We start from the raw sequence: 22,664 nt of genomic DNA on the forward strand, positions 1-22,664 counted from the left end.
TGTGAGAACAAAGCGCAGAATCATAAGGCATAAGAACAGAATCTTCTATTCAATATCTATTATAACGATATTTAAAACATTTCTCAGCATGATAAAAAGAGAGGGTTTTTCTCCATAAATAAAGCCGAGGGGAAGTCCCTTCGGCATTTGTAAACAGCAAATTCAGTTTGCCGGATCCAATGCGTTTTGCGCTGATTTGACAAACCGTTCTTCTTTGTCAATCATTCCGCAGACACCGCATTGGACACGGTATTTTTCGCCGCGGTACCGAATTTGAAAAGGATCGTCTTCCGGCACGGTCTCAATGATTTCACCGGTCAGCCGATCCTTTTTGACGGAATGCACCACTTGTTCAATGATATTAAAACGACTCCGGTTTGTGCCGCAAGCCGGACATCGATATGGAAATGACATCGTTGGACACCTCCGGTGCCATTAATGTCCCCTGCTTTTTTAAAAATTATTCGTCACAGTCGATCCATTCGTCCGCCCATTTTTGAATGGCGTCAATGACAGGGGTGAGTGCTTTTCCTTTCTCGGTCAAAGCATACTCGATCCGCACCGGCGTTTCCGCATAAACTCTCCGTTCCACCAATCCTTTGGCCTCAAGTTCTTTCAATCGTTCGGCAAGCATCCGCTCGCTCATCAAAGGAATTTGCTCGCGAATATCCCGAAAGCGGCTTGTTTTTTCAATCAAAACACGAATGATAAGGCCTGTCCATTTTTTGGAAATAATTTCAACAGCCATTTCAAATTTCGGACAAATACAGCGGTCCATAGCTTTTCACCTCTCTTATTATCTTAGCAAATGATCCGGATGTTGGCACCTTTCTCAAGAAAATAGATTGGTCTTGTCGACCAATCTATGTGCCGCCCAAATGATAAACCGATTGAATTCTTTCTTTTTCTTTTTGGAAAGATTCGCGGATTTGCCCAAAGCTCCATCCCTTTTCTTTGAAATAAAGCAAATAATCCAGTAACAGAGGGGACCAGTTGAGGTCAAACACTTGTTGGACAAACGCATGGGCGGCGATTTCCCGCAACCGGCTCAATCGTTTGCGAATGGCGAAAGGGCCTTTCTGCTTGATGGTAACACGGGGCAATTCATCATCGGTCCGCCCGATTTTGGTTTCTTCCAAGTGATGAAACCATTCATGGTATAAATGCAGCAAGAAAAGATCTTCTTCCGTTACCGGGATGTTGAGTTCTTCGAAGAACCGCTGGATTTGATGCATGGATTTGCGGTAAATGCGGATGGTTTTGGTTTTCTTGTTATATTCGGCGCGAATGGCGGGTTTTTCCGGATGCCGGTCCAAAAAGCGCACGGTGATTCCTTGTCTTATGAGCAGATTGATCATATCCTTGAGCGATTGTTTTTGTTCCGCCCATTTGCCGGATGCAAGGATTCCTTTTTGAATGGCCTGGTCAATCAACAAAGGAACTTCGGATGGAGACAGATGGGGAAAATACTCATCTTGCTCCAGTTCCAAAACAAACAAACATTTCGGAGGCAGTGTCGGACACCGCTCATCCAAATTCATCAAGGTTTTGTCCGGATTCGCCACGCGGCTCATATTGGTTTCTCCCCGATATTTTTATTTTACAGTTACTTTTATGCGATACCGGGCTTGACTCATTCCAACCAATCAGAGATTTGTTTCTTTCGAGATTAATTGAAGGATCCAGTCTTTGATGTCGATAAAGCGCAGCGTTTCGGGCTTGGAGTTTGTCCCGCAAATAATCATGGGCACTTCCGAATCCAGATAATGCAGGGAACCGTGAGATCCGCCTTTATGTGTCGGAGAGCCTTCCCCCGTCAACTCATATCCCGGCGAAGCAGTGACTATGATCACCCGGTCCCAAGTATTCATGACACCGGATAAACGGAATAACACATCAGGAAAAATGCCGTAGCGGATCCGGTTTGATTCATCCGGTTTCAGGTCCAGGACGGACAGGTCTCCCTCCAGCTTCCAGGTTTGGCCGTATTCGTCCGCATACGGGCCTTCTTTTTGAAACCGGCAACGGGCTTCCGGGACATTACCGCTGATGACGTGAATCCAATCTTTTTCTTGCCAGGCAATCAGGTCCAGTTTGGGTTCCTTTTTCAATGCCTGAACCACTTCGTTCATCTTAAGGTCGGGGTCTGTTAAATAAATGTAAGCCATCCGTTCATTGACGCATAACACCAGTTGGTCTTCTTTTCGCGGCGTTTTTTGCCGGATGGGCATGATTTTGTAGTCACTGAGAAGTTTTCGCAAATCGATGTAAGCGGCTTGATGATTGGGAAGAATCGGGGTTTGTCCGCTGTCGCCCATGACAATCCAAGTGACTTGCCGGATGGCTTCTTCCCAGGAACCGAAGGCATCCAAAACCTTTTGCAGTTCTTTGTCCGCTTTTTCAATCCCCTTGATTTGCGACGGGCCTTCCCGATGAACCGCATCGTCATTGGTGGGGAAATAGGCAATGGTAAACGCCGGCAAATTGCCCTTTTTAATAAGCGAAGCCAGTTCCTTTCGCGAAAAGGAGTCATTAAACCCGAAACGTCTCCAAAGCGAATCATATTTACCAGACTTCGAGATTTTGGACATGGCACCAAATGAAAAAAGAAACGGGGCTTTGGTCTGAATGCGACTGGGCAAAAGGGCGGTCCATCGCGCCAACAAAGGAGGAAACAACGTTCTTTGATAATTACCCCGGTAAATCAATCCGTTGATGGATGCGGTGGGCAAGTCCGTTTCTTCATGAATGGTTTTCACCTTTTGGCTGATGTATTTTTGGTTCAGATTCAAGAGGCTGTCTTGCAACACGGTTTTCAAGCCGAAAATAAACGTTTCTTTGAAACCCGTGCCAAAGTTGACGATGCGGTTTTCTTTTTTGTGAAAATAAACCAGGCCGTAAATATGATGTTCATTGGGGGTTGCTCCCGTGAGCAAGGTTGTGTCGATGCTCACGGACATGGTTGGAAAGCTGGTCACCACCTTGGGATGATATTGCCCGTTTTCCACCAAATATTTCATTGCCGGTGCTTTGCCAAAATCCAGCACTTCTTTCAATGGAATGTGCATCAAAGAATCAATGATGATCAAAACCACCGGCTTTTGCGCCGGGGAATATTTCAAGGATTGCATTTCCTGCTGTTGCTTACGACGCTCTTTGGAACCGGAAAGCCCCGATCCGACAGCCAGGATGACAATGAAAAGTGCAATGAGGATTATTCCCATGAGGATCATTCCGTGGTTTCCTTTCTCTTGGTTGTTTGCAAGTAGTTTGGCTCGGACTCGGGGCAATTATGCCCGGGTTTGACGGTGGGGAAAAAAACATTGTACCTTAAAAGAGTGAGGATTTTAACATTTCAGGCGTAAGTCAGAAAGGGGATCGCGCAAAAATGCATACGCTTTCAAAAGTGCCGGAAACGGAAATCAGGGAACGGATTGCCCGTTTTCAATCCATGCTTCAAGAGAAGGAAACAGACGGTGCTTTGATCACCCAGAACATCGATCTTTATTACTTGACCGGGACGATGCAAAACGGGGTCTTGTATGTGCCACAAAAAGGAGAACCCTGTTTTTATGTAAAAAAAAGTGTAACCCGAGCCGAATTTGAGACGGTTCTTCCTGTGCAACCTTTGGGAAGATTACGCGAGTTGGGCGGGAAAATCGAATCGGCCTTCGGGCCGGTCAAACGGTTGGGGCTGGAATGGGATGTACTTCCTTACGGCCTCGCCCAAAGATATATCGGTTTGTTTCCCGGGGCCGAACCGGTGGACATCTCCTTTGATTTAAGGCTCCAAAGAGCGGTCAAGTCCGAATATGAACTCCGGCAAATGCGCCAGGCGGCCTCCCATGTCAAAGAAATCGTGGAATCCCTTCCCCGTTTGATCCGGGAAGGCAAAACCGAATTGGAACTGTCGGCAGAAATTGAATACACCTTGCGGTTAAAAGGAAGCATCGGATTGTTCCGGATGCGGGGATACAACCAGGAACTTTGCCTGGGAATGGTGGCTTCCGGTTCCGCTGCGGCCACGCCCACTTATTTTGACGGACCTGCCGGCGGATTGGGTGCGCAACTGGCCAGTCCGCAAGGGGCGAGTGCCAAACCGATTAAAGCCAATGAACCGATTCTGGTGGACATTGCCACAACAGTGGAAGGTTATCTGATTGACCAAACGCGGCTGGCAGTGATCGGAGATTTGGATGACGATTTAAAGCAGGCTTACAAGGTGGCCGTTTCCATCATCAGAGAAGCCGAAGAGATGGGAAAACCCGGGGTTTCCTGGAAGTCATTGTATCTCCGTTCGCTGGAAATGGCAAAGGAAGCCGGTTTGGCGGAGCATTTCATGGGATTTGGGCCGGATCAGGCCAAGTTCCTGGGACATGGCGTCGGTCTGGAAATGGACGAACTTCCCGTTTTGGCAAAGGGATTTGACCAGCCGCTGCAAGAAGGAATGGTGATCGCCATTGAACCGAAGTTTACCTTCCCGGGACGCGGGGTCGTCGGCATTGAAAACACATATCTGGTGACCAAAAATGGATTGGAATCGTTGACCACCGCCCCGGAAGACATCATCCACATTCCGGAATAAAATTTTTCCCTCTCCCGTTTTTCATCCCTTCCTTCCGAAGTTTCCGGAACCGTTACAGGGGATGTTGAATATGATGATGGAGAAAAGTGACGCAGCGCTTTGAAAATAACAGGATACGCGCCTAAATAGCGGATAAATACTCACCATTAGCGGAACCCCGACATAATATAACTTGACTGGTCCCTGACCCTTGTAAATCAAGTGCTCGAGCAAGGAAGGGTGGCATCATTTGAGTAACCGAAGAGGCAACTCCTTGTTGACCAACCGGGAGAGGGAAGTGTTTGAGCTTTTGGTGCAAGACAAGACAACCAAAGAAATCGCCCAACAACTGTTTATCAGCGAAAAAACCGTTCGTAACCATATCAGCAATGTGATGCAGAAGTTAAATGTAAAAGGGCGTTCCCAAGCTGTCGTCGAGTTGGTCCGGTTGGGCGAATTGAAAATTTAATGGGATGATCCCTGCCTTTATGCATGTGGCAGGGGTTTTTGTTGTATGGAAGGGGGATTCAAGCCCCTTTTTCCCCTCAAGACAGAAAAAATGCTGATTTACGATAAGGATGAGTAGGAAGGATCGCCGATATTTTCCAATAAATACAATCGAATAAATACTATATTTTATATCTAAAGTAAAATTACCCATTTATAAGGAATATTTATTTAAAATATAAAGTTTGCAATATAAATGTAATCGAAACCATCTTGCAATTGTTCAGAGGCAGAGGTAAATTTATTTCGTAAATCTGAAAATATTGTTACAAAAGAAAGGCGATTCTTTGAAGGAAAGAGGGATGAGTTTGCAGTTCTTCTATTCCGGGCGTTACTTGCCTCATCGCAGAATGGTCTTTCTGGCCGTCATTCTCACCCTGATCCTCACCTTGTGGCCAGACTGGGTTTACTAGGCATTGGCTGCACCGGATCCCAAACCGGTCGAAATCGAAGCGTTGAGCACGGAAAATTCCAAAACATTCCTCAAGCCAGACCTATGTATTGGAAGGAAATAAAAAAGGAGTCAAGGGAAAATCCGACACCATTAGCAGGTCCTGAAAACTTGGCTTATATTATTTATACCTCTGGCACAACAGGGAAACCAAAGGGAGTTTTAATTGAGCATCGTTCTGTAGTGAACCTGTTGGAAGCGTTACGGGAGAAGATTTATCAAGATGCACACGACTCTTTGCAAGTTGCGTTGAATGGTCCGTTTGTATTTGACACTTCGGTGAAACAAATAATCCAGATGCTCGATGGCCATACTTTGCACCTTTTGTCCCCGAAAATTCGATTTGAAACGGAGAGATTGTTTCAGTATTTGCGGGAATACAAAGTGAATGTGATTGATTGTACGCCCTCACAGTTGGCAGTGTGGATTCAAGCCGGATTTTTGGAATTGGAGGAACGTCCCAACTATGTTTTGGTGGGGGGAGAGGCCATATGTCCCGATATGTGGCGGCAACTACACAATGATGAGAAAACCGTTTTTTATAATTTATATGGTCCGACCGAATGTACAGTTGATGCGACAGTCTGTTGCATCCGGGAGAAACGGCTTCCATCCATTGGCTATCCCATTGCCAATACACAGGTGTTCGTTTTAGATGAAAAATTGAGAATAGTGCCATTCGGCGCCACGGGGGAACTTTATATAGGGGGAGCTGGACTGGCGCGCGGTTATCTTAATGATCCAAAATTGACCAATGAACGTTTTGTTCCCCATCCTTATTCCAACAAACCGGGTGACCGTTTTGGTAAGATTTCAGGAAGATGGGTCACTCGAGTATATAGGAAGAAATGATCATCAGGTGAAGGTGCGGGGGCACCGTGTGGAGCTTGGTGAAATTGAAGCGGCATTGTGTCTGCATCCATCCATTCAGGAAGCCGTTGTGATAGGGATTGATGATGGCAACCAAGAGGAAAAACGTTTAGCCGCATATTTTGTGCCAAAAGTGGGACGGAACCTGGAATTGCAGGAATTAAGGAGCTTTTTGAAACAATGTTTGCCAGATTACATGGTACCAGCCACTTTCACGAAATTGGAGAAGGTGCCGTTAACCACTAACGGAAAGATCGACTACAGGGCTTTACCGTCACCCGAAGAGAACAAATTGGCCGCGAATGCGAATTTTGTCCCCCCTAGCACACCTGAAGAAAGGATCTTATGCGAAATTTGGCAAAAAGTGATCGGTGTCGATCAAGTGGGAATACATGACAACTTTTTTGCGTTGGGTGGAGATTCGATTATGATTATCCAAGCGGTTTCGCTCGCCAAACGATCCAATCTTCACCTTACTCCAGGACAATTCTTCCAATACCAGACGGTATCTGAGCTGGTTAAAATCATGGGAAGCACTTCCCAGGTCAAGGCGCAACAAGAAGCAGTGTCCGGGGAAGTCATGTTCATTCCGATTCAACACCGGTTTTTTTGAGCGTTCAATCCCCGAGCTGCACCATTGGAACCAATCGGTGCTACTCAAAGTATTGAAGCCATTGAAAATGAGCGTGTTAACGACGGCTTTCAAGAAGCTGCTCGAACATCATGACGCTCTTAGGCTTCGGTTCCACAAGGAAGAGGGGGGATGGAAGCAAAGCAATGCGCCAAAGGAGTTGCACCAAATTGTTGAATATGTGGATGTATCCAAGTTTTCAGAAGAGCAGAGATTGAAAAAAGTTGAAGAAATCGGGGAAAGAACGCAGAGAAAGCTGAATCTTTCGGAAGGTCCCCTAATAAGGGCAGTTTATTTCGATCACGGAAGCGGTGGATCATCCCGTCTGCTGATCGTAGTACATCACTTGGTCATGGATGGGGTCTCCTGGAGAATCCTTCTTGAGGATTTAGAAATGCTTGTTTGTGGATTGGAGACTGGACAGACCCCAGCATTGCCGGAGAAAACCACTTCATACCAAGAATGGGCACAAGCCCTTTACCAATATGCGAAGGAAGAGTCGCTGTTGACAGAATTGGCTTATTGGTGAGAACAATTGGACACAGAAGTTCCGGCACTTCCTGTCGACTGGAAGGACCAATCCAATTTGGTTCGTTCGGTGCAACGTCTTAATGTCGAATTGGATCAAAATGAAACGGATTGGCTCATCCAAACCATTCATTCAAATCGGGTCCAGATGAATGAATTGCTATTGGCCGCTTTATTCCTGACGATTTCCGAATGGACCGGGCAATCAAAGGTGCTTATCGATCTTGAAGGGCATGGCCGTGAAGAGCAGTTGGTTGGCAAATTTGATTTATCTAGAACGGTTGGGTGGTTCACCACAGTTTACCCCATCCTGTTGGAAGCCGATCCTGGTCAAATGCCCTTGGCGGTATTGAAAAAATAAGGGAACAATTGCGTTCTGTTCCTAATAAGGGATTTGGTTTTTATGGTAAGGAATTAAAGAGAAAGCATCATGCGGAAATCAGCTTTAACTATTTAGGGCATTTTGAGAATGTGAATCGAGAAACTTCCTTATTTGAGTCTATACTGGAACCGCACGGGAATATGCATGCGCCAAGTTCACCCCGTATGTATTTGTTGGATGTCAATGCGATGATCGTGCAGGAAAAATTGAGGGTTGTTTGGAGTTACAATCAAAATATCCATCGAAAAGAACGGATTCAAGCGCTTGCGGATTATTTGATCGCACAATTAAAAGTGCTTTGCCATGAGATGCAGGAAAAAAAGGTGTTGGCTGTATCAGATTTTCCGTTGGCCACACTAACGGAAGAACGATTGGAACGTTTGCTGGATACGCATGGAACATTTGAACTGGTATTTGACCTGTCCCCGTTCTGTTCGGCATGATCTATTCGGGAAGACCAGCTTCTTTGGATCGGTCCGACCAAATTGTTGGCCGATTTGTCAATATGTTGCCTTTTCGAATGAATGTTGCTCAAAGGGGGAATTTCTTCGATTGGATTAAAAAACAGCAAGGAAAACATTTTGACATTCTTCAAAATCAACACATTCCCTTGGGGCAAATTATTGTATGGAATAAATTGGGTCAGGAGAAAAAGTTGCTCAATAACTGTCTCGTATTTGAAAATGTCCAACAGAATGAAATACTTTTGGAAGGATTTCGCTCTGGGAAATTAACGAATCCCATTTTTGTGCCGGATTCGGACATTCCGCTTAAAGCAATTGTCATCCCAGATCAGCCGTTGAAATTGATGATTTCTTATCTGGACCAATATTTCGAAAAGAGTAAAATGATCCGGATTATCGAAGATTTCAAAGATTTAACCGAGCACGTGGCTCATGCGAGAGATTGGGAAATTGCAAAGTTTCCACTCCCCCAAGCGTGATTGTATATTGAGGTATGTTGGTACAAAATGAAAATCAGCATACCTCTCCCCATATAATAATAAATATTATATAGAATGAGGATGATATGATGTCGATCTCTAATAACAATACACAAAAACTATACTGGGTTAGTTTACTTAGTGGATTTAATCTATTAGAGCCCATTATGACATTCTTTTATTTGTCGGTTGGTTTGAATTATACAAATATTTTTGTTGTTTTGCTTTGCTTTAGCGTATCGATTTTGATTTTTGAAATACCAACAGGGGTATTTGCTGACCGATATGGCGCCAAGAAGTCGCTTTTAGCTGGAACTTTGGTTAAAGCCTTGTCACTTATTTTGTTATTACTGGCAACTAATGAGTGGTATGTTTATGCGAGCCAAGTTTTGTCCGGGATGTCTGCCGCTTTCTTTTCAGGAACTGTGGAAGCCATTCTTTATGAATCGTTAAAAGAAGATCGCCGGGAAGAAGATATGGCGAAAGTTTACGGAAAAATTGAAGGGGCCGGCATGCTTCCCAAAATGGTGGGGCTTATACTGGGAGCATGGTTGGCAAAAGATTTGACTCTGCTGCAATTCCATATCCTGATCGGGCTGAATTTGTTGTTTGTTTTGCTTCAAATCTTTTTCGTTCTTCGAATTATCGAGCCAGCCAGCTTGGATAATTATCGTGATCACCCGTGGAGCCATGTGAAAAAAGGGACGAGGGAAATTATAGAGAACCCCAATTTGCTGTTCCTCTTTGCCAATGTCACCATCATTTTTATTGGAACAAATATATTTACAAATTTTGAGCAGCCATGGTTTAAGAGATTGGGATTTCCGGTTGAGGCTTTGGGGATTGTTTTTGCTATTGGTTATCTTCTTTCTTATTTGGTTTCCACCTATGTCGGTTGGCTGACGAAAAAGGTGTCGGAAGTGGCTTGGATGTATATATCCGGTGCTTTGATCATCGCTTCTTATGTTTCTACAGTGATATTCGATCATTCGTTGGCTGTTTTTATTATGTCTGGTCTGATGATTCGAGCGGCCAGATCCATTCGCTGGCCGATTTCTTCCAATATTGGAAACCAATATATCTCAACGGGAAGCCGTGCGACCACGTTATCTATGTTGAGTATTCTTGATTCCGTTTTTGATGTCATTTTTATAGGTTCGTTGGCTGTTGTTTCCAAGTGGGGGATTTCGGAGATTTTTTGGGGCTGTGCGGTTATCTCTTTACTTGGAATCCTGTTCCCTGTCCGCAAAAAAAAGAATCCATCAAAGGTTGAAGTAAAGTCTGAACCTAACGGAAGCGATGAGAAAGTAGAGGTACAATCATAACCAAGGGGCAGAAGTTACTTCAAATGATATCTAGATTCATTAGGTTTCATGTAAATAATGTCTAAATAGTATTGCGGAAAAACCAGCATTCTTGTGATGAATTAATATTAGCTTTGAAAAAGAAAGAGTACCTACCTCCTGTAATATACGGGGTGTCAGGTTGCGCGCACTGATCGCTCATTTTTACCAAGGAGGTACTTAATACGAATTTTAACCAAAACGAAAAAATAGATCATATTCATTTTGGCTGCTCATTGTAGGAGTGGACAAAGGGCAAAGAAAAACATATCGCGCGAGCAGTGGATGACCGAGGAATTGAACTAAGAAAACCCTTGTCCTTTACCAATACGAGAAAAGGATTTGAGCAGCCTTTGTTTTGGATCTGAACGATCCAAAAATCTTATTCCAAACAACACGTGTTGTTTGGAATGGAGCCAACGGGCACTATTGGTTGAACCTAGCTTACTTTTTGAAACGCCACCAAATCAAAGTAGTCGTGGTCAATCCGTTTCATGTTCATCGTATGAAGGAACTTGAGGAAAATTCTCCAACCAAAAACGATGTTAAAGATGCCTTATGTCATTGCTCGGCTAATTCAAGGGGCACGCGGGCGGATCACGGGAGCGGTTAAGACTTTTCTCGCTTCTAATGAAGCAGGTGAGTGGGGGAAAGAAATTTTTCGGATTAACCCATGATGGTTCGATTTCGGCAAAAGGTACGCATCAGTAATGTGATGCAGAAGTTAAATGTAAAAGGGCGTTCCTAAGCTGTCGTCGAGTTGGTCCGGTTGGGCGAATTGAAAATTTAATGGGATGATCCCTGCCTTTATGCATGTGGCAGGGGTTTGTTTTTGTTGAATAATTTCAGAAGGAAAGGCGGTTTTTTAAAGCCCTGCGAACGGTTTGGTCGGATTTCCGTGTTGTTTCCGGCAGGCGGTAATGCGGAGAAAGCTTTAAAATCCAGTCGCAGGCTGTCGATAAGGAGATACGGTGACCAATCGAAACATAGATCGGTTTTACATTGTTCTGAGTCCGCAATACGTTGCCAATCACCTCACCGTGATCGGTCAGGGGAGCATGGCTGCCCCTTTGAATTCCCGGCTGTCCGGCTTCACCCGTCAATCTTGTTTTGGCACAGCCGATCGTGGGGACATCAAATAAAACGCCTAAGTGGCTTGCGATCCCAAATCGTCTCGGATGGGCGATCCCTTGTCCGTCACAAACAATCAAATCCGGTGCGATGGTTAATGTTTTTAATGCTTTGGCAAGGGGAGGGATCTCCCTGAACGAAAATAAACCCGGAATATAAGGGAAGCGGGCAACGTCTTCGGCGATCGCTGTTTCTGCGACATCCAGTGATCCGGCATCCAGCACCACAGCAGCGGCAACCAGTTGCCCGGATTTTTCATCATATGCGACATCCACACCGGCAACATACCTGACTGCATCCAGTTGGTCTTTTTTTATCACTTTGGAGGCCAAATGCTTTTGGATCCGTAACGCTTCGGATTCGTCTAAATCCCAGGAATGGATCATGCGGGGTTCCAATCTTTTCACCCTTTGTGTTTGTGGTATAGACCATAAATTTTAATGGTTTTGTGACAAAAAGTACAGACCGGCGATCCATATGAAGAAACGAAAGAACCTGCCATGTGCGTGCAATCCGGTACATATGTGATATATCGTGGTTCAATGGTCGAGGAGAAAATAAGCAAGTGAACAGTTGGCAAAATGGCCACGGAAGCACCAGTTTGGCCGGTTCCATGTATACCTTGACCGTCAGCTGGTATGTGGTGAAGGAAACCGGTGCGGGCAGATCTTGGGGGGCGGATCATGGGGTTTATGACCACGTTTTCGATCGGTTTGACACCGGTATCCCACGGCGTGTTTACCATTTTTTTGAATGAGGGATTGCCTGTTTCCTTGATGCTGATTATTTGCGGAAGTTGCATTGCGCTCTTTCAAGGGCTGATTATCGCTGTCATAAAAGGGATTCGTGCAGTGGATTAATGGGTCTTTAACGTGTTATGCCCGCAAGAACGGGGGCCGGTGCGAACCCATTCCCTGTAATGAGAAAACGATATCGAATGAGGAAGATACAATGCCGATTTCAGATACAATACTCAAAAACTTTACTGGATCACCGGTCCGCAAGAAAGCGCGTTTGTCAAAGGATGAAGCCGGTTTGGAAGCTGAAAGAAGCGTTGAGAAAGCAGAAGTTCAATCTTGAGCAGATAAAGAAAGACCCTTGCTGCACAGGAAGTGGCAGGGGTCTTTCTTGCAGGATGCGTGGAATTTTTAATTCTCAGGAATGAAAGAATGGAAATAAAACAAACGCGTTGAAGAAAGAAATGAAATATAGTAACATGAATCCACTCGGGCAGAAAATTATGAATTGAAGTACCGGAAGGGGATGATGTCGGATGAGTTCCAAGAAGACTGTGTCGCAGAGCGAAGATTTTTCGGGATGGTACATAGAGACGATCAAAAAAGCGGATTTAATGGATTATTCGCCGGTCCGGGGGTGCATTGTTTTTAAACCGGCCGGATATGCGCTTTGGGAAGCGATTCAAAAAGAACTGGATGCCCGGCTGAAAGAAACGGGCCATGAAAATGCCTACTTCCCCTTGTTTATCCCGCAAAGTTTTTTCGAGAAAGAAAAGGAGCATGTGGAAGGGTTTAATCCGGAATTGCCTTGGGTGACGGAAGCCGGGGGTGATCCGCTGGAGGAAAAGCTGGCGATCCGCCCGACCTCGGAAACCATGATCGGACACATGTTTTCCAAATGGGTGAAATCGTACCGGGATTTGCCTTTGCTCATGAACCAGTGGTGCAACGTGGTCCGTTGGGAAAAACGCACGTTGCCGTTTTTGAGGACGAGCGAGTTTTTGTGGCAGGAAGGGCATACCGCTCATGCCACTGAACAGGAAGCCAAAGAAGAAACGTTTAAAATCTTGGATTTATATGCGGAGTTTATTGAAAGCGTTTTGGCGATTCCCGTTGTCCGCGGAGAGAAAACACCTTCGGAAAAGTTTGCAGGGGCAGTCCACACTTATTCCGTGGAAGCCATGATGAAAGACGGAAAGGCGCTCCAAGCAGGAACTTCCCATTATATGGGGCAACGCTTTGCGAAAAGTTTTGATATCCAATTTACGGATGCAAACAACCAATTGGCGTATGCATACACTACTTCCTGGGGAGTGAGCACCCGCTTGATCGGGGCATTGATTATGGTTCACGGCGACGATCAAGGATTGGTGCTGCCGCCGCGCATTGCCCCGACACAGGTCATCATCATCCCGATCGGTGCAAAAGGCGAACGGGAGCGTGTGCTGTCTTATGCCGCACAAATCCTGGATCGATTCAAAGCGAAAGGAATCCGGGTGAAACTGGACGACCGGGATAACTACAGTCCCGGATGGAAATTTAACGAATATGAAGCGAAAGGCATCCCGCTTCGCATGGAAATCGGGCCCCGGGATGTAAATCAAGATCAGGTCGTGCTCGCACGAAGGGACACGTTGGAAAAAATCACGGTTCCTGCCGCACAAGTTTTGGAGACGGTCGATCGTCTGTTCAATGAGATTCAGGAGAACTTGTATCAACAAGCGAAAGCCAATTTTGACCGGAACACCCACATGGCGGAAACCCTTGAAGCATTGACGGATATTATCCAAACCAAGCGCGGTTTTGTCTTGTCCGGCTGGTGCGGCGATGACCGTTGTGAAGCCAAAGTGAAAGAAGAAAGCGGTGCCGTCAGCCGCAACATTCCTTTTGATCCCCCGGAAACCATGAAAACATGTGTCGCATGCGGAGAGAAAGCCAAATACACCGTCTGGTTTGCCAAGTCTTATTAATGAACGGAATGCACCCTGCTGCAAATAAAGTGGCAGGGGATTTCTTATGAAATGGGAAGGAACGGGGGAGATGTGCCATGAACGAAAAAAGACCGAGGCTCGTCATTGCCGGAACGGGGAGCGGAGTGGGCAAAACGACGGTGACCCTTGGTTTGATGGCGGCGTTTCAAAAGCGGGGGCTCAAGGTGCAGGGATTTAAGGCCGGGCCGGATTATATTGATCCGGGTTACCATACGGCGATCACCGGGCGCCCTTCCCGCAATCTGGATACTTGGATGGTGCCGGCGGAGGACATGGTGGAGATTTTTCTCAATGGCAGCCGGGATGCCGATCTTTCCATCGTAGAAGGGGTCATGGGACTGTATGACGGCAAAGATCCTTTGAGCGACAAGGGGAGCACGGCGGAGATAGCCATTTTGTTGCAAAGCCCGGTGATCCTGGTGGTGGATGTTTACAGTTTGGCGCGCAGTGCGGCGGCGGTGGTGAAGGGTTATCAGGGGTTGAATCCGTCTGTGCCCGTGGCCGGAGTGATTGCCAACCGGGCCGGAGGGGAAGGACATTTTCAGCTTGTCAAATCTGCAATTGAAAAAGAGTGCGGCATTCCGGTTTTCGGTTGGCTTCCCCCGGATCCGTCCGTTGACATCCCGGAACGCCATTTGGGTTTAATCCCTGCCCTTGAACGGGGGGAAATGGTTCCCCTGTTTGACCGGTTGGCAGAGCTCATGGAAAAAGGAGTGGATTTGGACGGTTTAAAGAAGGTTGCCGGGAATGCCCCTTTGCTTGCCGGTCCCGGGCGTCGGCTTTTTTCACAAAAACGGATGGAACCACATCCCGTCATCATCGCGGTGGCAAAAGATGCGGCTTTTCATTTTTATTATCCGGAAAATCTGGAGTTGCTGAAGCAGTACGGAGCCCGGTTGCGGTTTTTCAGCCCGCTCAAAGGCGAACCGGTGCCGGAAGAAGCCGATGGCTTGATCGTGGGTGGCGGGTTCCCGGAAGAGTTTGTCCGGGAATTATCTGCAAATGAGGAAGTGAAACGTTCTTTCCGGGAAAACATCACAAGAGGCATGCCGGCTTATGCCGAGTGCGGCGGATACATGTATCTGACCGAGGCGATCATCGATCGAAAAGGGAAACTTCATCCGATGACGGGCGTGATCCCGGCTGTGGTCCGGATGAGTGACCGGCTGACGGCGCTGGGGTACCGGGAAGTGGAAGCCGTGACGGACAATCTGCTGCTCAAGCAAGGGGAGAAAGCGCGTGGACATGAATTTCATTATTCCACGCTGGCGATACGAAAAGAGCAGGATGCTTGGGCTTATGAAATCAGCGGGCATGCCGGCAAACACCGGGAAGGATATGCACGGAGAAATCTTTTGGCCGGGTATACCCATCTCCATTTTGCTTCCAACCCTTCCATGGCCAAACGTTTCATTGCGGCTTGCCGGAATTACAGGGATGGCAAGAGGGGGTAAACGTTTCATAAGGAAAGCATCAACGGGCTGTCCGCTGTTCACGACTTTACCCCGGCTTTCAGCGATTTCATGACAAAAGAAGAATTGGAGAAAAAACAAGCCGAACTGTTGGCGACCGGCCGTATTAAAAGAGGGAACATCCCCTCTTTTTTATTTGTCCATGTCACGGTTGGAGAGGATCCGTTTAGCTGTATGGATTGTTGCCAAATCTGGCAAGGTGTGTGCACTGAAACATAACAGACCCGCTTAATTTACCCGACTCAGTGAAGTTTCAAGCGGGTCTGTTTTTATGTTTATGGAAAATCATCAGGGGTTCTCTTTATTTAATTCTTTCACCGTTTCGCCTTCGATTAATCTGGGTTGATAATAGGTTTGGTAAGGTAAATCCTTTTTACCCTGTAGTTTTTTAATAATCCAATCGGCGGCGTCACAACCCATTTGTTCTTGCGGGTGTGTCAATGTCGTCAGCTTGATAAAAGAGGTTTTGGCGAGAAAAGAATTATCCTGACCAATAATTGACAATTTGTCCGGAACCGGGATGTCAAGTTGTCTGCATACATTCACCAATTCAAAAGCGACCTCGTCATTGTAGCAAACAATGGCTGTCAATTCGTTCAGATGTTTGTTCAGGAAATCTTTTAAGTTCATGCCCAAAGCCGGTTTTGTCTCTGTATTGAAGGAAAGAACCAACTCCGGTTGAAAAGGGAGTCGGGCTTCCTCAAGCGCTTTGATATACCCTTTCATTCTGTGCTTACCCTGTAAATCATCCATTTTTGCAATGAGTCCGATTTGCGTGTGTCCTTTGGAAATCAATTCATTGGTTGCAAGATAACTGGACTGTACATCATCCAGACAAAGAAAAGGGACATCCAATTCATTGTAATAAGCATTGATCATAATAAACGGAACGTTTTGCTTTTTTAATGACAAGTAGTATGAAATGTTGGGATTGTACAAGTTGCTTTTGGTGGGTTCGACGATCAACCCGTCGATGCCGGAAGACAACATCATTTCCAAAGCCTTTTTTTCTTGTTCGATCTCATTATTGGTGCTGGCCAACAGCAATGAATAGTTATCCTCATTCAGTCTTCTTTCAATGCCCCGAATGATGGAAGGAAAAATATAATCCGAAATATAGGTTGTGATCACCCCGATGGTTTTTTGGTTTGAGTGGGCCCCCGACTTTATTTGGAACTGATTGCTGACATAAGTTCCGGACCCCTTGCTGCTTCTTAAAAAGCCTTCCTTTGACAGTTCCAAAATGGCTTTTCTCACGGTGTGCCGGCTGACTTTGTATATTTCCTGCAAGGCTGACTCCGTGGGGATTTGTTCTCCAACACTGTATTCCCCGGAAAGAATTTTACTTTTGATGTCATCGATGATTGCTTGATACTTTGGTTTCATATTACCACTGCTCCTGAAAGTTGTTTGTTCTTTACTTCCGCTTTAAAAATTTGTATGGACATATCTTAACATGTTGTGAAATGAATCGAAAGCGGTTAAACAATTGACGCAGACAAATTTCCAATAATCGTAATCGATGTCATTCATTTCGTTTGTTAATACATAAATATAAATGAGAATATCATTTATTTTGTAGAAGATGTATGCACATATTTTGTTTAAGATTGACATATGTACGTATAAAAAATATACTTACCTTAAAAGCGCTCCCCGGTGGTTGTTTTTAACCATTGATTTTAAGTCGGAAACCGGAGGGATGAAATTGTTGGAACAGCTGAAAGAAGAAGTGTTTCAAGCCAATTTGCAATTGGTTGAACACGGGCTGGTGAAATATACCTGGGGGAATGCAAGTGCGATTGATCGTGAAAGCGGTTTATTTGTGATTAAACCCAGTGGTGTTGATTATGCAACGATGAAGCCCGGTGACATGGTGGTGGTTGATTTGGAAGGCAATGTGGTTGAAGGTAAGCTGAAGCCTTCATCGGACACACCCACTCACGCGGTGCTCTATAAGCATTATGAGGAAATTGGCGGGATTGTGCATACGCATTCGACATGGGCAACCATCTGGGCTCAGGCAGGTTTGGATGTTCCCGCGATGGGAACCACGCATGCAGATACATTCCACGGTTCCATTCCATGCGCCCGTTATCTGACGCCAAAAGAAATTGAACGCGGATATGAAACAGAAACGGGAAACGTGATTATTGAAACATTTGAAGAACGGGGATTGGATATCTTGGCCGTTCCCGGGATTTTGTTAAAAGGACATGGTCCGTTTACATGGGGGAAAGATGTAAGATCGGCGGTCATGCATAGTGTCGTGCTTGAAGAAATTTCAAAAATGAATTTCTTTACACAAGAATTAAATCACTTTGCAAAAGAATTGCCGAAACATATTTTAGATAAGCACTATTATAGAAAACACGGAAAAAATGCCTATTACGGACAAAATTAAAAGAAAATAAAGAAAAGAGGGGTACGATGTCAACGCCGAAAAGACGGGAATTTTGGTTTGTCGTGGGTTCGCAACATCTCTATGGGGAAGAAACGTTGGCCAGGGTGAAAGCGCATGCACAAACCATAACTGATGAACTAAATGAAAGCGGTTTATTGCCGTACCCGATTGTGTTGCAAGACCTGGCCGTGAGTGCCGACAAAATCACGAACATCATGAAAGAAGTCAATTATCGGGACGAAGTTTGCGGAGTCATCACATGGATGCATACGTTTTCGCCCGCAAAAATGTGGATTCGCGGGACAAAATTATTGCAAAAACCATTGCTTCATTTAGCAACACAATTCAATGAAAGCATTCCTTGGGAAACGATTGACATGGATTTTATGAACCTGAATCAGGCGGCGCATGGCGACCGTGAATATGGTTTCATTAATGCCCGCTTGAAAAAACAAAATAAAGTGGTTGTCGGATACTGGAAACGCGAGGAAGTACAGAAGCAAATTGCGGAATGGATGGATGTGGCAGTTGCTTATAACGAAAGCTTCCAGATTAAAGTAGCCCGTTTTGGCGACAACATGCGCAATGTTGCGGTAACCGAAGGGGATAAAATCGAAGCGCAGATTCAATTTGGGTGGACTGTTGATTACTATGGCATCGGCGATCTTGTTCAAGAGGTGAATGCCGTCAAAGATGAGGAAGTTGATGCCTTATTTGAAGAGTATGCAAACCTTTATGAATTTGATTACGGGACGTACAGCAAGGAAGATTGGGAGAAAAGCGTGAAAGTTCAGGCGCGTTATGAAATCGCCATCAAGCGCTTTTTGGATGAGCGGGGTTACAATGCTTTCACAACAAATTTCGAAGATTTGCACGGCATGAAACAACTCCCGGGGCTTGCCGTGCAGCGTTTGACAGCCCAAGGATACGGCTTTGCCGCCGAAGGGGATTGGAAGACGGCGGCACTCAACCGGTTGCTCAAAATCATGAGCCGCAACGGTTCAACCGGTTTCATGGAAGATTACACGTATGAATTGGCGAGTGGTCAAGAGTATGTGCTTCAATCCCATATGCTGGAAGTGGATCCCGCGCTGGCAAAGAACAAACCGAAAATTGTTGTATCTCCCTTGGGGATAGGCAATCGTGAGGATCCGGCCCGCTTGGTGTTTGACGGAAAGGCGGGGGATGGCGTTGTTGTTTCAATGGCGGACTTCGGTACGCATTTCAAATTGTTGATCAATGAAGTTTCCGCATTTGAGCCGACCGTTCCTGCGCCAAAACTTCCGGTGGCCCGTGTGCTTTGGCGCGTCAAGCCGAATTTTCATGACGGGGTTCAGGCCTGGATTGAGAACGGAGGCGGTCATCATACCGTGGTTTCATTGGATTTGTCAACGGATCAGATCGTCACTTACGCAAAACTTGTCGGTGCAGAATACGTGGTGATCAAGTAATCACAGCTTCCGGGGAATCGGATTCCCCGGAAGGGATCCTTCTTGGAAAAGGGGATCTTGGTCACTTTCCCGTTCATGGTTTCAGGGAAAACAGGGCCAAACACATTTTTGAAAACGTTTTATTTGTTTGTCCGATATTGTTACATGAAAGAAGGGCAAGTCAGTAAGCTGTCAACACGAGGAGGGACAGGAATGGCTAATGATAAGAAAATTCCCAGTGGATTTATCTATTTTTTCGGGGCTTTTGGCGGTATCCTCTTTGGCTATGATATCGGTGTGATGACGGGGGCATTGCCTTTTTTGGAACATGATTGGAATCTGCAGAACAATGCCGGTGCAATTGGTTGGATCACTTCTTCTCTGATGTTTGGGGCGATTTTCGGAGGGGCTTTGGCCGGACAACTTTCAGACCGTTTGGGACGACGAAAAATGATTTTAATTGCTTCCCTGATTTTTGTTGTTGGTTCTGTTTTGTCAGGGATTGCCCCGCACAATGGAATCTATTTTTTGGCCGGTGTCCGGATTTTATTGGGACTGGCTGTCGGAGCCGCTTCAGCGCTGGTCCCGGCTTATATGTCGGAAATGGCACCGGCAAAATTGCGCGGCCGTTTGTCAGGAATTAACCAAACCATGATCGTTTCCGGAATGTTGCTATCATATATTGTTGATTATTTATTGAAAGATTTATCCGTAACCATGGCTTGGCGTATGATGTTGGGAATGGCCGCCCTGCCCGCTTTGATTCTGTTTATCGGTGTTTTGCGGCTGCCGGAGTCTCCCCGTTTTCTGATAAAAAACAACAAACTGAATGAAGCCCGCAAAGTATTGGGCTATATTCGTCAGGACCCGGAACAAATCGAATCCGAAATAAAACAAATTCAAGAAACCGTGATCGAGGAAAAAAAGGCAAATCAAAAAGCATCATGGAGTACGCTTTTTCAGAGCAAATATCGCTATTTGGTCATTGCCGGTGTCGGGATTGCCGCTTTTCAACAATTTCAGGGAGCGAACGCCATTTTCTATTACATTCCCTTGATTGTGGAAAAAGCAACAGGGCATGCGGCAAAATCCGCATTGATGTGGCCGATAATTCAAGGGATCATTCTGGTGTTGGGTTCCCTTGTGTTCCTGTTGATTGCGGATAGATTTAACCGCCGGGCTTTATTGACCATAGGCGGAACCATCATGGGATTGTCTTTTATTTTCCCGGCTGTGATGAATGTGTTGATTCCAGATGCAAGCCCGATGATGATCGTTGTTTTTTTGAGTATTTATGTCGCTTTTTATTCATTTACTTGGGCTCCGTTGACCTGGGTAATCGTAGGGGAAATTTTCCCGCTGTTAATCCGTGGGCGGGCGTCCGGATTGGCTTCGTCTTTTAACTGGATCGGTTCTTTTTTGGTGGGACTGTTGTTCCCGATTATGACGGCTTCAATGTCTCAAGAAGCAGTATTTGCAATCTTCGGTATTATTTGTTTACTCGGTGTTTTGTTTATCCGCACACGCGTTCCGGAAACACGTGGCCATACTTTGGAAGAAATTGAGAAATTTGAGAAGGGTACGAATAGATTGGGGTGAATGAAGTGGATTTGGTTAAAGTTTCAGAGGCCGTTAAACAGGGGGATGTCACGTTAGGCATTGAATTGGGATCGACGCGTATCAAAGCTGTATTGGTAACGGATGATTTTCATACAATTGCGACGGGAAGTTATGTCTGGGAGAATAAATTTGAAAATGGAATATGGACGTATGCATTGGATGAAGTATGGGAAGGGATTCAAAGCAGTTATGCGCAACTTGCCAAAGAAGTCCGAAGCAAGTACCAGGTCCCTCTCACCAAGATCGGCGCCATCGGTGTCAGTGCCATGATGCACGGATATTTGGCTTTTTCGAAAAACGGAGATTTGTTAACCCCGTTTCGAACCTGGCGTAATAACATCACAGAACGAGCCGCCAGCCAATTAACCGACTTGTTTCAATTTAATATTCCGGAACGATGGAGCATTGCCCATCTGTATCAAGCCATCTTAAACCAAGAGCCCCATGTAAAAGACATTCATTTTATTACCACCTTGGCTGGTTATGTTCACTGGAGGCTGTCCGGAAAAAAGGTGTTGGGAATCGGAGATGCTTCAGGGGTTTTCCCCATCGACGAAGTGACCGGAACTTATTCTGCCGGCCTTTTAAAACGGTTTGAGAGTCTGGAAAATGTGGCGTCTTATCCATGGAAGATAAAAGAGATTTTGCCGGAAGTTTTAAAAGCAGGTGAGTGCGCAGGGAGATTGACCAAGGAAGGGGCCCGGTTGCTGGATGCCGGCGGCAAGCTTCAAGAAGGCAGCTTGATGGTTCCTCCGGAGGGGGATGCCGGAACCGGGATGGTCAGCACCAACAGTGTTCGTAAACGGACAGGAAATATATCAGTCGGAACCTCTGCTTTTTCCATGATTGTATTGAATAAACCATTGAAAAAAGTTTACAGAGATGTCGACATCGTCATGACACCCGATGGCACCCCTGTGGCGATGGTCCATACGAACAATTGCTCATCGGATATTGATGCTTGGGCCAATCTGTTTAAAGAGTTTGCAGAATGCTTGGGTGTGGATATAAATACGGATAAATTATATGAAACATTGTTTCAGGCTGCAGCCAAGGCGGATTGCGATGCAGGGGGATTGGTCAATTACAGTTATTTGTCGGGGGAGAATATTACCAGAATGCCTGCCGGACGCCCGCTTTTTGTCAGGAATCCCGACAGCACGTTTACCTTGCCAAATTTTGTTCTGGCTCAGTTGTATGCAGCCTTGGCCCCGTTAAAAATCGGGATGGATATTCTGAAAAAGGAAGAGCAAATCGAAACAGAATTCTTTATTGCCCAAGGAGGTCTGTTTAAAACGCCGGGCATTGCCCAGCAAGTTCTGGCCAACGCCTTAAATACACCTATTGCGGTAATGAGTACAGCGGGGGAAGGCGGAGCTTGGGGGATGGCTTTGCTGGCGATTTACGCCAAACGAAAAGATCAGTATCAAAATTTGGAGGACTTTTTGGACCGGGAAGTTTTTGCGAACCTTGAAAGCACCATCTTATCTCCGGAGCCTGAAGGAGTTTCCGGATATGAAGCCTTTATCGAACGATATCAAAAGGGCTTGCCCGTTGAATCCATGGCAATCAAGTGCCTTCCATAGGAGTAACATTAAAAAGCATTTCTTCAACAAGGTTGAGGAAATGCTTTTTTTCTGCAGCCGGTTTTCTCGGCCGT

General features: G+C 45.7%; 25 protein-coding genes. 19 read left to right on the forward strand and 6 right to left on the reverse strand.

Annotated elements, in window-relative coordinates; translation table 11 throughout:
- Window positions 1-162: 162 nt before the first annotated feature.
- From ATH33_RS01305 to ATH33_RS01320, 4 genes are all read right to left on the reverse strand, one after another.
- Entirely contained in the window at window positions 163-414 is a 252-nt protein-coding gene (locus tag ATH33_RS01305) for a hypothetical protein (protein ID WP_037993328.1), read from the reverse strand.
- A 46-nt stretch (window positions 415-460) separates the two neighbouring features.
- Window positions 461-778, reverse strand: a complete 318-nt coding sequence (locus ATH33_RS01310; protein WP_037993325.1) for a winged helix-turn-helix transcriptional regulator — start codon at window positions 776-778, stop codon at window positions 461-463.
- A gap of 85 nt (window positions 779-863) precedes the next feature.
- The gene (locus ATH33_RS01315) at window positions 864-1,574 is read right to left on the reverse strand and encodes a hypothetical protein (protein WP_037993323.1); all 711 of its coding nucleotides are present in this window, start codon (window positions 1,572-1,574) and stop codon (window positions 864-866) included.
- 72 nt (window positions 1,575-1,646) lie between these two features.
- Window positions 1,647-3,224, reverse strand: coding sequence for an alkaline phosphatase family protein (locus tag ATH33_RS01320; RefSeq protein WP_170151205.1), 1,578 nt, complete (start codon window positions 3,222-3,224; stop codon window positions 1,647-1,649).
- A 164-nt stretch (window positions 3,225-3,388) separates the two neighbouring features.
- Here ATH33_RS01320 and ATH33_RS01325 point away from each other — a divergent pair, with 164 nt between their 5' ends.
- The 11 genes from ATH33_RS01325 (at window position 3,389) to ATH33_RS13710 (ending at window position 10,832) form a co-directional block, all read left to right on the forward strand.
- Window positions 3,389-4,585, forward strand: a complete 1,197-nt coding sequence (locus ATH33_RS01325; RefSeq protein ID WP_062842890.1) for a M24 family metallopeptidase — start codon at window positions 3,389-3,391, stop codon at window positions 4,583-4,585.
- Between the two features lie 229 nt (window positions 4,586-4,814).
- Window positions 4,815-5,033 carry a helix-turn-helix domain-containing protein gene (locus tag ATH33_RS01330; RefSeq protein WP_037993760.1) on the forward strand — a complete coding sequence of 73 codons (219 nt, stop codon included), beginning with the start codon at window positions 4,815-4,817 and terminating at the stop codon, window positions 5,031-5,033.
- A gap of 340 nt (window positions 5,034-5,373) precedes the next feature.
- On the forward strand, window positions 5,374-5,484 hold the full coding sequence (locus ATH33_RS01335; RefSeq protein WP_121873959.1) for an OapA N-terminal domain-containing protein: 111 nt from the start codon (window positions 5,374-5,376) through the stop codon (window positions 5,482-5,484).
- Window positions 5,463-6,374: an AMP-binding protein gene (locus ATH33_RS01340; protein ID WP_181729129.1), complete on the forward strand. Its 912-nt coding sequence runs from the start codon at window positions 5,463-5,465 to the stop codon at window positions 6,372-6,374. The genes ATH33_RS01335 and ATH33_RS01340 overlap by 22 nt, the downstream gene beginning before the upstream one ends.
- A gap of 28 nt (window positions 6,375-6,402) precedes the next feature.
- A complete protein-coding gene (locus ATH33_RS01345) occupies window positions 6,403-7,005 on the forward strand; it encodes an AMP-binding enzyme (protein ID WP_170151206.1) in 603 nt (200 codons plus the stop codon).
- Between the two features lie 37 nt (window positions 7,006-7,042).
- Window positions 7,043-7,552 carry a condensation domain-containing protein gene (locus ATH33_RS01350; protein WP_062842893.1) on the forward strand — a complete coding sequence of 170 codons (510 nt, stop codon included), beginning with the start codon at window positions 7,043-7,045 and terminating at the stop codon, window positions 7,550-7,552.
- Window positions 7,553-7,558: 6 nt separating this feature from the next.
- Complete coding sequence (locus tag ATH33_RS13790; protein ID WP_121873960.1) at window positions 7,559-7,912, forward strand: condensation domain-containing protein; 354 nt, start codon at window positions 7,559-7,561, stop codon at window positions 7,910-7,912.
- Window positions 7,837-8,376, forward strand: a complete 540-nt coding sequence (locus ATH33_RS01360; RefSeq protein WP_082813506.1) for a condensation domain-containing protein — start codon at window positions 7,837-7,839, stop codon at window positions 8,374-8,376. Before ATH33_RS13790 ends, ATH33_RS01360 begins: the two co-directional genes overlap by 76 nt.
- Window positions 8,373-8,876, forward strand: coding sequence for a condensation domain-containing protein (locus ATH33_RS01365; protein ID WP_121873961.1), 504 nt, complete (start codon window positions 8,373-8,375; stop codon window positions 8,874-8,876). Before ATH33_RS01360 ends, ATH33_RS01365 begins: the two co-directional genes overlap by 4 nt.
- Window positions 8,877-8,965: 89 nt before the next feature.
- On the forward strand, window positions 8,966-10,201 hold the full coding sequence (locus ATH33_RS01370) for an MFS transporter (protein ID WP_170151208.1): 1,236 nt from the start codon (window positions 8,966-8,968) through the stop codon (window positions 10,199-10,201).
- Between the two features lie 469 nt (window positions 10,202-10,670).
- Window positions 10,671-10,832, forward strand: coding sequence for an IS110 family transposase (locus ATH33_RS13710; protein WP_231855179.1), 162 nt, complete (start codon window positions 10,671-10,673; stop codon window positions 10,830-10,832).
- Window positions 10,833-11,064: 232 nt separating this feature from the next.
- Here the strand turns inward: ATH33_RS13710 and nfi are convergent, their stop codons facing one another.
- Complete coding sequence (gene nfi / locus ATH33_RS01380; RefSeq protein ID WP_181729128.1) at window positions 11,065-11,748, reverse strand: deoxyribonuclease V; 684 nt, start codon at window positions 11,746-11,748, stop codon at window positions 11,065-11,067.
- Window positions 11,749-12,033: 285 nt separating this feature from the next.
- Between nfi and ATH33_RS13465 the strand changes: the two genes are divergently transcribed.
- From ATH33_RS13465 to ATH33_RS01390, 4 genes are all read left to right on the forward strand, one after another.
- The gene (locus tag ATH33_RS13465; RefSeq protein WP_156473312.1) at window positions 12,034-12,210 is read left to right on the forward strand and encodes a hypothetical protein; all 177 of its coding nucleotides are present in this window, start codon (window positions 12,034-12,036) and stop codon (window positions 12,208-12,210) included.
- Between the two features lie 91 nt (window positions 12,211-12,301).
- Entirely contained in the window at window positions 12,302-12,430 is a 129-nt protein-coding gene (locus ATH33_RS13795; RefSeq protein ID WP_255359647.1) for a hypothetical protein, read from the forward strand.
- A gap of 193 nt (window positions 12,431-12,623) precedes the next feature.
- Window positions 12,624-14,057: a proline--tRNA ligase gene (gene proS / locus ATH33_RS01385; RefSeq protein WP_121873962.1), complete on the forward strand. Its 1,434-nt coding sequence runs from the start codon at window positions 12,624-12,626 to the stop codon at window positions 14,055-14,057.
- Between the two features lie 77 nt (window positions 14,058-14,134).
- Window positions 14,135-15,532, forward strand: a complete 1,398-nt coding sequence (locus ATH33_RS01390; RefSeq protein ID WP_121873963.1) for a cobyrinic acid a,c-diamide synthase CobB — start codon at window positions 14,135-14,137, stop codon at window positions 15,530-15,532.
- A 306-nt stretch (window positions 15,533-15,838) separates the two neighbouring features.
- On the opposite strand, the gene ATH33_RS01400 is transcribed toward ATH33_RS01390, so the two are convergent.
- The gene (locus ATH33_RS01400; RefSeq protein ID WP_062842900.1) at window positions 15,839-16,936 is read right to left on the reverse strand and encodes a GntR family transcriptional regulator; all 1,098 of its coding nucleotides are present in this window, start codon (window positions 16,934-16,936) and stop codon (window positions 15,839-15,841) included.
- A 322-nt stretch (window positions 16,937-17,258) separates the two neighbouring features.
- Here ATH33_RS01400 and ATH33_RS01405 point away from each other — a divergent pair, with 322 nt between their 5' ends.
- From ATH33_RS01405 to ATH33_RS01420, 4 genes are all read left to right on the forward strand, one after another.
- Window positions 17,259-17,954: an L-ribulose-5-phosphate 4-epimerase gene (locus tag ATH33_RS01405; protein ID WP_037993814.1), complete on the forward strand. Its 696-nt coding sequence runs from the start codon at window positions 17,259-17,261 to the stop codon at window positions 17,952-17,954.
- A gap of 26 nt (window positions 17,955-17,980) precedes the next feature.
- A complete protein-coding gene (araA, locus tag ATH33_RS01410; RefSeq protein ID WP_037993750.1) occupies window positions 17,981-19,405 on the forward strand; it encodes an L-arabinose isomerase in 1,425 nt (474 codons plus the stop codon).
- Window positions 19,406-19,597: 192 nt separating this feature from the next.
- The gene (locus tag ATH33_RS01415) at window positions 19,598-20,983 is read left to right on the forward strand and encodes a sugar porter family MFS transporter (protein WP_121874118.1); all 1,386 of its coding nucleotides are present in this window, start codon (window positions 19,598-19,600) and stop codon (window positions 20,981-20,983) included.
- A gap of 5 nt (window positions 20,984-20,988) precedes the next feature.
- A complete protein-coding gene (locus ATH33_RS01420; protein WP_037993813.1) occupies window positions 20,989-22,590 on the forward strand; it encodes a xylulokinase in 1,602 nt (533 codons plus the stop codon).
- Window positions 22,591-22,664 lie beyond the last annotated feature (74 nt).

The organism is Thermoactinomyces vulgaris (assembly GCF_003688725.1).
In the GTDB taxonomy this organism is placed as follows: Bacteria; Bacillota; Bacilli; order Thermoactinomycetales; family Thermoactinomycetaceae; genus Thermoactinomyces; species Thermoactinomyces vulgaris.

Excerpts from the sequence above, each read along its gene's own strand:
- ATH33_RS01305 (WP_037993328.1), bottom strand. The coding sequence starts at position 414 with ATGTCATTTCCATATCGATGTCCGGCTTGCGGCACAAACCGGAGTCGT.
- ATH33_RS01310 (WP_037993325.1), bottom strand. The coding sequence starts at position 778 with ATGGACCGCTGTATTTGTCCGAAATTTGAAATGGCTGTTGAAATTATT.
- ATH33_RS01315 (WP_037993323.1), bottom strand. The coding sequence starts at position 1,574 with ATGAGCCGCGTGGCGAATCCGGACAAAACCTTGATGAATTTGGATGAG.
- ATH33_RS01320 (WP_170151205.1), bottom strand. The coding sequence starts at position 3,224 with ATGGGAATAATCCTCATTGCACTTTTCATTGTCATCCTGGCTGTCGGA.
- ATH33_RS01325 (WP_062842890.1), top strand. The coding sequence starts at position 3,389 with ATGCATACGCTTTCAAAAGTGCCGGAAACGGAAATCAGGGAACGGATT.
- ATH33_RS01335 (WP_121873959.1), top strand. The coding sequence starts at position 5,374 with ATGAGTTTGCAGTTCTTCTATTCCGGGCGTTACTTGCCTCATCGCAGA.
- ATH33_RS01365 (WP_121873961.1), top strand. The coding sequence starts at position 8,373 with ATGATCTATTCGGGAAGACCAGCTTCTTTGGATCGGTCCGACCAAATT.
- ATH33_RS01370 (WP_170151208.1), top strand. The coding sequence starts at position 8,966 with ATGTCGATCTCTAATAACAATACACAAAAACTATACTGGGTTAGTTTA.
- ATH33_RS13465 (WP_156473312.1), top strand. The coding sequence starts at position 12,034 with ATGGGGTTTATGACCACGTTTTCGATCGGTTTGACACCGGTATCCCAC.
- ATH33_RS13795 (WP_255359647.1), top strand. The coding sequence starts at position 12,302 with ATGCCGATTTCAGATACAATACTCAAAAACTTTACTGGATCACCGGTC.
- proS (WP_121873962.1), top strand. The coding sequence starts at position 12,624 with ATGAGTTCCAAGAAGACTGTGTCGCAGAGCGAAGATTTTTCGGGATGG.
- ATH33_RS01390 (WP_121873963.1), top strand. The coding sequence starts at position 14,135 with ATGAACGAAAAAAGACCGAGGCTCGTCATTGCCGGAACGGGGAGCGGA.
- ATH33_RS01400 (WP_062842900.1), bottom strand. The coding sequence starts at position 16,936 with ATGAAACCAAAGTATCAAGCAATCATCGATGACATCAAAAGTAAAATT.
- araA (WP_037993750.1), top strand. The coding sequence starts at position 17,981 with ATGTCAACGCCGAAAAGACGGGAATTTTGGTTTGTCGTGGGTTCGCAA.
- ATH33_RS01415 (WP_121874118.1), top strand. The coding sequence starts at position 19,598 with ATGGCTAATGATAAGAAAATTCCCAGTGGATTTATCTATTTTTTCGGG.